Source organism: Marinobacter sp. SS5-14b (genome assembly GCF_030541005.1).
Taxonomy (GTDB): domain Bacteria; phylum Pseudomonadota; class Gammaproteobacteria; order Pseudomonadales; family Oleiphilaceae; genus Marinobacter.
Window position 1 is genome coordinate 167581 of record NZ_JASSVM010000007.1, and the last position, 6041, is coordinate 173621.

Consider the following 6041-nt stretch of genomic DNA (forward strand, 5'->3'; position numbering starts at 1 on the left):
CACCGCTTACTGGTTATCGACAGGTTCGTTCGTGGACTTGAAGATCCGCACTTTAGTACCGTCTTCCTTGATCTGGAAGCCAACACGATCGGCCTTGCCGGTCTGCGGATTAAAAATAGCCACGTTGGAAGCCTGGATAGGCGCTTCTTTTTCGACGATACCACCAGGGGTGCCAAGCATCGGGTTAGGTTTCGTGTGCTTCTTCATCATATTGATGCCAGAAACGATCACGCGACCATCATCCTGAACCTTCAGGATTTTACCACGTTTGTCTTTGTCTTTCCCCGTGGTGACGATAACTTCGTCATCTCGTTTGATCTTTTTCATAACCGGCCTCTGGTCCTTTAAAGTACTTCGGGTGCCAGTGAGATAATCTTCATGAACTTTTCGTTACGCAGCTCACGGGTAACCGGTCCGAAGATACGGGTACCAATGGGCGCGTCCTGATTGTTCAGAAGTACCGCCGCGTTACCGTCAAAACGGATCAGCGACCCGTCTGGACGACGCACACCCTTGCGGGTACGAACGACTACAGCCTTGAGGACCTGGCCTTTCTTCACCTTGCCGCGCGGGATGGCTTCCTTAACGGTCACCTTGATGATATCCCCTACGCTGGCATAACGCCGGTGAGATCCGCCCAGGACCTTGATACACATAACTTGACGTGCACCGCTGTTATCTGCGACTTCAAGCATTGTTTGAGTCTGAATCATGGTTGTTCTCCGGGCGAATTACACCTTGGACGCGCGTTCAGTAACCTCAACCAGAGCCCAGCTCTTGGTCTTGGAGACCGGACGGGTTTCCTCGATGGTTACGATGTCGCCGATGTTGCACTGATTGCTTTCATCGTGCGCATGGATCTTGGTTGAACGCTTCATGTACTTACCGTACAGAGGGTGTTTCACCTGACGCTCTACCAGAACCACGATGGACTTATCCATCTTGTTGCTCACGACCTTCCCGCTCAGAGTTCTGGCAGTTTGGGTAGCTTCGGTCATGTCACTGTCCTGCCTTTTCATTCATTACCGTTTTAACGCGCGCAATGTCACGTTTCACGTTGCCGAGGAGGTGAGACTGATTCAGCTGACCCGTCGCCTTACGCATGCGCAGGTTGAACTGCTCCTTCAGGAGGTTGATCAGCTCGCTGTTCAGCTCCTCAACGGACTTGTCACGCAGCTCTGTTGCTTTCATCACATCACCGTCCTCGTTACAAAGGTGGTCTGTACAGGCAGTTTGGCCGCCGCCAGAGTGAAGGCTTCACGAGCAATTTCCTCGGATACACCTTCCATTTCATACAACATGCGGCCTGGCTGAATTTCTGCCACCCAATACTCGACAGAACCCTTACCTTTACCCATCCGTACTTCAAGCGGCTTACCGGTGATCGGCTTATCCGGGAAAACCCGAATCCAGATCTTACCGCCCCGTTTGATACGACGAGTCATGGTACGACGCGCTGCTTCGATCTGGCGCGCAGTTATACGTCCACGGGTTGTCGCTTTCAATCCGTATTCACCGAAGCTCACCTTGTTAGCGCGCTGAGCAAGACCGGTGTTACGGCCTTTCATTACCTTGCGAAATTTGGTGCGTTTTGGTTGCAGCATAAGAGTGCCCCTTTACTTGCCTTTCTTTCCAGAGGCTTTCTTGTCAGCACGGACCTGTTCCATACCACCAAGAATCTCACCTTTGAAGATCCATACCTTGACGCCGATAACGCCGTAAGTGGTATGCGCTTCGTAGGTTGCGTAATCAATATCTGCACGCAGTGTGTGCAGAGGTACACGACCTTCGCGATACCACTCGGAACGTGCGATTTCAGCACCCCCAAGACGACCGCCAACCTGAATCTTGATACCCTTGGCACCCTGGCGCATGGCATTCTGAACCGCACGCTTCATAGCGCGGCGGAACATCACACGACGCTCCAGCTGACCGGCGACGTTCTGCGCGACCAGGCGGGCATCCAGGTCCGGCTTGCGGACTTCTTCGATGTTGATGTGCACAGGCACACCCATCATGTCGCTGACTTCACGACGCAGACGATCAACATCTTCACCCTTCTTTCCGATAACAATACCGGGGCGGGCGGTATGGATCGTGATCCGGGCATTCTGCGCAGGGCGCTCGATCACGATCTTGCTGACAGACGCCTTAACCAGACGCTTGTCGAGGAACTCGCGAACCTGAATATCATTCAGCAGATTCTTCGCGTAGTCCTTTTTATCGGCATACCATACTGAGTTGTGCTCTTTGATCACACCCAGGCGCATGCCGGTTGGATTTACTTTATGACCCATCTGAGCATCTCCTACTTGTCGGCGACCTTGACGGTGATATGACAGGTGCGCTTCATAATACGGTCAGCGCGCCCCTTGGCTCGAGCTTTGATTCGCTTGAGCGTTGGGCCCTCATCCACCATAACGGTGGAAACCCGCAGATCATCTACGTCCAGACCTTCGTTGTGCTCAGCGTTGGCAATGGCAGATTCAAGAGCTTTCTTGATAACTACCGCCGCCTTCTTAGGGCTGAAAGTCAGAATGTTCAGGGCGTCCTCAACAGCCTTGCCGCGTACTTGGTCAGCGACAAGACGCGCTTTCTGAGCTGAGAGGCGAGCGCCCTTATACTTGGCTGCTACTTCCATTTCTATTACCTCAGAATCAGCGTTTAGCTTTCTTGTCGGCCGCATGACCACGATAAGTACGCGTTGCCGCGAACTCACCCAGCTTATGTCCAACCATATCTTCGGTGACATAAACCGGCACGTGCTGCTTGCCGTTGTGGACTGCAATGGTCAGGCCTACCATCTCTGGAAAAATCGTTGACCGGCGGGACCAGGTTTTAATGGGCCGCTTGTCACTTGTTTCCAGAGCTGCCTCGACCTTCTTCAACAGATGCAGGTCTATAAAAGGACCTTTCTTTAAAGAACGTGGCACAGCAATTACCTCTATGTAGTCGTTTACTTGGCCGAACGACGACGTACTATCATCTTGTCAGTACGTTTGTTCTTACGAGTCTTATGCCCTTTGGTCGGAACACCCCACGGAGTAACCGGGTGACGCCCGCCAGAGGTACGCCCTTCACCACCACCATGCGGGTGGTCAACTGGGTTCATAGCAACACCACGTACTGTTGGACGTTTACCGCGCCAACGTGATGCACCCGCTTTACCAAGCTGCTTGAGACTGTGCTCACTGTTGGACACTTCGCCCAACGTTGCGCGGCAATCTACAAGCACCTTACGCATTTCACCTGAACGCAGGCGGATGGTGGCATACGCCCCTTCCCGAGCAACCAGCTGTACGGATGCGCCCGCAGAGCGAGCCAGCTGAGCACCTTTGCCAGGCTTGAGTTCGACGCAGTGAATCACAGAACCAACCGGAATATTCCGGAGCGGCAATGTGGAACCCACCTTAATCGGCGCGTCGACGCCGGAACGCACAGGATCACCAGCCTGAACACCTTTAGGAGCGATGATGTAGCGACGCTCGCCATCGGCGTACTTCAGCAGTGCGATGTGCGCAGAGCGGTTAGGATCGTATTCCAGGCGCTCAATAACCGCAGGAATACCATCTTTTGTCCGCTTGAAATCGATAACTCGGTAGTGCTGCTTGTGGCCACCACCAATGTGACGAGTAGTAATGCGACCAACATTGTTACGGCCACCAGACTTACTCTTTGATTCTACCAACGGCTCGTAAGGGCGCCCTTTGTGCAAATCCGGGTTGTAAAGCTTTACAACGTGACGGCGTCCGGCAGATGTTGGTTTGGTCTTGACGATCGGCATATTACGACCCCTTTACCTTATTCCACATCCAGAAAATCGATGTCCTGACCTTCTGCCAGCTTAACGTAAGCCTTGCGAATGTCATTACGCTTGCCGAACCCGCGGATAGTGCGCTTGAGCTTACCCTTACGGTTCAGAACCTGAACACCTTCTACGGTGACGTTGAACAGCTGCTCAACGGCTTTTTTGATCTCGGGCTTGGTGGCGTCAGGGGCGACACGAAACACCACCTGTCCACTCTCTGCTACGCGAGACGCTTTCTCTGATACGTGCGGCCCCAACAGGACCTTGTAGATACGTTCCTGATTCATCCCAGCATCTCCTCGATCTTCTTCAGAGCGGGAACAGTCACCACGACTTTCTCGTAGGCAACCAGGCTGACTGGATCCAGACCGGCCACATCGCGAACGTCCACATGCGGGATGTTACGGGAAGCGAGGTGCAGGTTCTGCTCAACATTCTCGGACAGGATCAGGGCATTCGAAACACCCAGCTCTGCGAGCTTGACGGTAAACGCCTTGGTCTTGGGGGAGTCGACACTGATTTCATCAACGACCACCAAGCGCTCCTGACGGACCAGCTCAGAAAGAATGGAACACATCGCCGCACGGTACATCTTACGGTTAACTTTCTGTTCGTAGTCACGGGGCTTGGCCGCAAACGTTACGCCACCGGAGCGCCAGATCGGGCTGCGGATAGTACCGGCACGAGCACGGCCAGTACCTTTCTGACGCCAAGGCTTCTTACCACCGCCACTGACTTCGGAACGTGTTTTTTGAGCCTTGGTACCCTGACGGCCAGCTGCCATATAGGCAGTCACCACCTGGTGAACCAGAGCTTCATTAAAATCTTTGGCAAATGCAGCGTCGGAAACAGAGATTCCCTTGCCGCTACCAGTAATTGTCAATTCCATCGCACCGCTCCTCAGGCTTTGACTGCAGGCTTGATGACAACATCGCCGCCAGTTGCGCCAGGTACGGCACCACTTACCAGCAGCAGGTTGCGCTCGGTATCGACACGGACAATCTTGAGGTTCTGCACAGTAACCTGCGCATTACCCATCTGACCGGCCATCTTCTTACCCTTGAATACCTTACCCGGAGTCTGGTTCTGACCAATGGAACCCGGAGCACGGTGAGACAGGGAGTTACCGTGAGTAGCGTCCTGCATGGAGAAGTTCCAGCGCTTAACACCGCCCTGAAAACCTTTACCCTTGGAACGACCGATGGCATCAACCACCTGACCGTCTTCGAATACAGAGACAGTAAGCTCGCCACCAGCGGCCAGCTCTTCGCCTTCACCATCAGCCAGACGGAATTCCCAGGAACCACGACCAGCTTCAACACCAGCTTTTGCGTAGTGACCGGCTTCCGCCTTGGTAACACGGGAGGAACGACGAGAACCTACGGTTACCTGCACTGCACGGTAGCCGTCGTTTTCGAGAGTTTTAAGTTGGGTAATGCGGTTGGGCTCAACCTCAATTACCGTTACAGGCAGCGCCTGCCCATCATCCGTAAAAATACGGGTCATACCGGCCTTACGACCGACAACACCAATTGCCATGTTTCACCTCTTAAGTGTACGGGGCTCGCACCCTCTATGGCCTATGACAGTTACACACACCAATACCGGAATGGTATTAGCCGAGGCTGATCTGAACGTCTACACCTGCTGCCAGGTCCAACTTCATCAGAGCATCCACTGTCTTTTCCGTCGGCTCAACGATGTCGAGCAAACGCTTGTGCGTACGAATTTCATACTGATCACGCGCGTCTTTATTGACGTGCGGGGAAACCAGAATCGTGTACTTTTCCTTCCGCGTCGGCAGAGGGATAGGTCCACGCACCTGAGCGCCGGTACGCTTAGCGGTATCGACAATCTCCTGTGTGGACTGGTCGATCAGGCGATAATCAAACGCCTTCAACCGGATTCGAATTTTTTGGCTTTGCATAATGCACCAAACTCCACTCGTAGCAGCTACTAGTTAGCCGACCTTCAAAAAAAGGAGCCGCATTGTATGCATAATACCCAACCGTGTCAACTGCCGTTGGCAGCAGACCAGTCAGGCCAGCTTTGCGACTTAAACAGAAAAAGGGGCTGAGTTTTCAGCCCCTTTTTCCTGATCAAACGAGCAGATTACTCGATGATCTTGGCAACCACGCCGGCACCAACGGTACGGCCACCTTCGCGAATCGCGAAGCGCAGACCATCTTCCATGGCGATCGGAGCGATCAGGGTAACAACCATCTGAACGTTG

At 53.4% G+C, this 6041-nt stretch carries 13 protein-coding genes and 1 pseudogene; all 14 read right to left on the reverse strand.

The features are described 5' to 3' along the window. Positions 1-6: 6 nt before the first annotated feature. On the reverse strand, positions 7-327 hold the full coding sequence (gene rplX, locus QPL95_RS15320; protein ID WP_303291865.1) for a 50S ribosomal protein L24: 321 nt from the start codon (positions 325-327) through the stop codon (positions 7-9). A 17-nt stretch (positions 328-344) separates the two neighbouring features. Further along, positions 345-713 carry a 50S ribosomal protein L14 gene (rplN, locus tag QPL95_RS15325; RefSeq protein WP_007154005.1) on the reverse strand — a complete coding sequence of 123 codons (369 nt, stop codon included), beginning with the start codon at positions 711-713 and terminating at the stop codon, positions 345-347. A gap of 18 nt (positions 714-731) precedes the next feature. Beyond that, complete coding sequence (rpsQ, locus tag QPL95_RS15330; RefSeq protein WP_303291866.1) at positions 732-998, reverse strand: 30S ribosomal protein S17; 267 nt, start codon at positions 996-998, stop codon at positions 732-734. Position 999: 1 nt separating this feature from the next. After that, positions 1000-1191, reverse strand: a complete 192-nt coding sequence (gene rpmC / locus QPL95_RS15335) for a 50S ribosomal protein L29 (protein WP_303291874.1) — start codon at positions 1189-1191, stop codon at positions 1000-1002. Further along, positions 1191-1604 carry a 50S ribosomal protein L16 gene (gene rplP, locus QPL95_RS15340; protein ID WP_303291867.1) on the reverse strand — a complete coding sequence of 138 codons (414 nt, stop codon included), beginning with the start codon at positions 1602-1604 and terminating at the stop codon, positions 1191-1193. The genes rpmC and rplP overlap by 1 nt, the downstream gene beginning before the upstream one ends. Before the next feature lie 12 nt (positions 1605-1616). After that, the gene (gene rpsC, locus QPL95_RS15345) at positions 1617-2297 is read right to left on the reverse strand and encodes a 30S ribosomal protein S3 (RefSeq protein WP_303291868.1); all 681 of its coding nucleotides are present in this window, start codon (positions 2295-2297) and stop codon (positions 1617-1619) included. Between the two features lie 11 nt (positions 2298-2308). Continuing rightward, positions 2309-2641, reverse strand: coding sequence for a 50S ribosomal protein L22 (gene rplV / locus QPL95_RS15350; RefSeq protein WP_092016112.1), 333 nt, complete (start codon positions 2639-2641; stop codon positions 2309-2311). A 16-nt stretch (positions 2642-2657) separates the two neighbouring features. Continuing rightward, positions 2658-2933 (reverse strand): 30S ribosomal protein S19, encoded by a 276-nt coding sequence (rpsS, locus tag QPL95_RS15355; RefSeq protein WP_061333570.1) that lies wholly within the window; start codon positions 2931-2933, stop codon positions 2658-2660. A gap of 23 nt (positions 2934-2956) precedes the next feature. Then, positions 2957-3784: a 50S ribosomal protein L2 gene (rplB, locus tag QPL95_RS15360; RefSeq protein ID WP_303291869.1), complete on the reverse strand. Its 828-nt coding sequence runs from the start codon at positions 3782-3784 to the stop codon at positions 2957-2959. 17 nt (positions 3785-3801) lie between these two features. Beyond that, positions 3802-4095, reverse strand: coding sequence for a 50S ribosomal protein L23 (gene rplW / locus QPL95_RS15365; protein ID WP_303291870.1), 294 nt, complete (start codon positions 4093-4095; stop codon positions 3802-3804). Beyond that, positions 4092-4697 (reverse strand): 50S ribosomal protein L4, encoded by a 606-nt coding sequence (rplD, locus tag QPL95_RS15370; RefSeq protein ID WP_303291871.1) that lies wholly within the window; start codon positions 4695-4697, stop codon positions 4092-4094. Before rplD ends, rplW begins: the two co-directional genes overlap by 4 nt. An 11-nt stretch (positions 4698-4708) precedes the next feature. Next, complete coding sequence (rplC, locus tag QPL95_RS15375) at positions 4709-5347, reverse strand: 50S ribosomal protein L3 (RefSeq protein ID WP_303291872.1); 639 nt, start codon at positions 5345-5347, stop codon at positions 4709-4711. A 76-nt stretch (positions 5348-5423) separates the two neighbouring features. After that, positions 5424-5735, reverse strand: coding sequence for a 30S ribosomal protein S10 (rpsJ, locus tag QPL95_RS15380; RefSeq protein ID WP_041341420.1), 312 nt, complete (start codon positions 5733-5735; stop codon positions 5424-5426). Positions 5736-5920: 185 nt separating this feature from the next. Continuing rightward, positions 5921-6041, reverse strand: a pseudogene (locus QPL95_RS15385) (elongation factor Tu); the annotation flags it as partial.

Excerpts from the sequence above, each read along its gene's own strand:
- rplC (WP_303291872.1), bottom strand. The coding sequence starts at position 5,347 with ATGGCAATTGGTGTTGTCGGTCGTAAGGCCGGTATGACCCGTATTTTT.
- rplN (WP_007154005.1), bottom strand. The coding sequence starts at position 713 with ATGATTCAGACTCAAACAATGCTTGAAGTCGCAGATAACAGCGGTGCA.
- rpsJ (WP_041341420.1), bottom strand. The coding sequence starts at position 5,735 with ATGCAAAGCCAAAAAATTCGAATCCGGTTGAAGGCGTTTGATTATCGC.
- rplP (WP_303291867.1), bottom strand. The coding sequence starts at position 1,604 with ATGCTGCAACCAAAACGCACCAAATTTCGCAAGGTAATGAAAGGCCGT.
- rplV (WP_092016112.1), bottom strand. The coding sequence starts at position 2,641 with ATGGAAGTAGCAGCCAAGTATAAGGGCGCTCGCCTCTCAGCTCAGAAA.
- rplD (WP_303291871.1), bottom strand. The coding sequence starts at position 4,697 with ATGGAATTGACAATTACTGGTAGCGGCAAGGGAATCTCTGTTTCCGAC.
- rplX (WP_303291865.1), bottom strand. The coding sequence starts at position 327 with ATGAAAAAGATCAAACGAGATGACGAAGTTATCGTCACCACGGGGAAA.
- rpsC (WP_303291868.1), bottom strand. The coding sequence starts at position 2,297 with ATGGGTCATAAAGTAAATCCAACCGGCATGCGCCTGGGTGTGATCAAA.
- rpsQ (WP_303291866.1), bottom strand. The coding sequence starts at position 998 with ATGACCGAAGCTACCCAAACTGCCAGAACTCTGAGCGGGAAGGTCGTG.
- rpmC (WP_303291874.1), bottom strand. The coding sequence starts at position 1,191 with ATGAAAGCAACAGAGCTGCGTGACAAGTCCGTTGAGGAGCTGAACAGC.
- rplB (WP_303291869.1), bottom strand. The coding sequence starts at position 3,784 with ATGCCGATCGTCAAGACCAAACCAACATCTGCCGGACGCCGTCACGTT.
- rplW (WP_303291870.1), bottom strand. The coding sequence starts at position 4,095 with ATGAATCAGGAACGTATCTACAAGGTCCTGTTGGGGCCGCACGTATCA.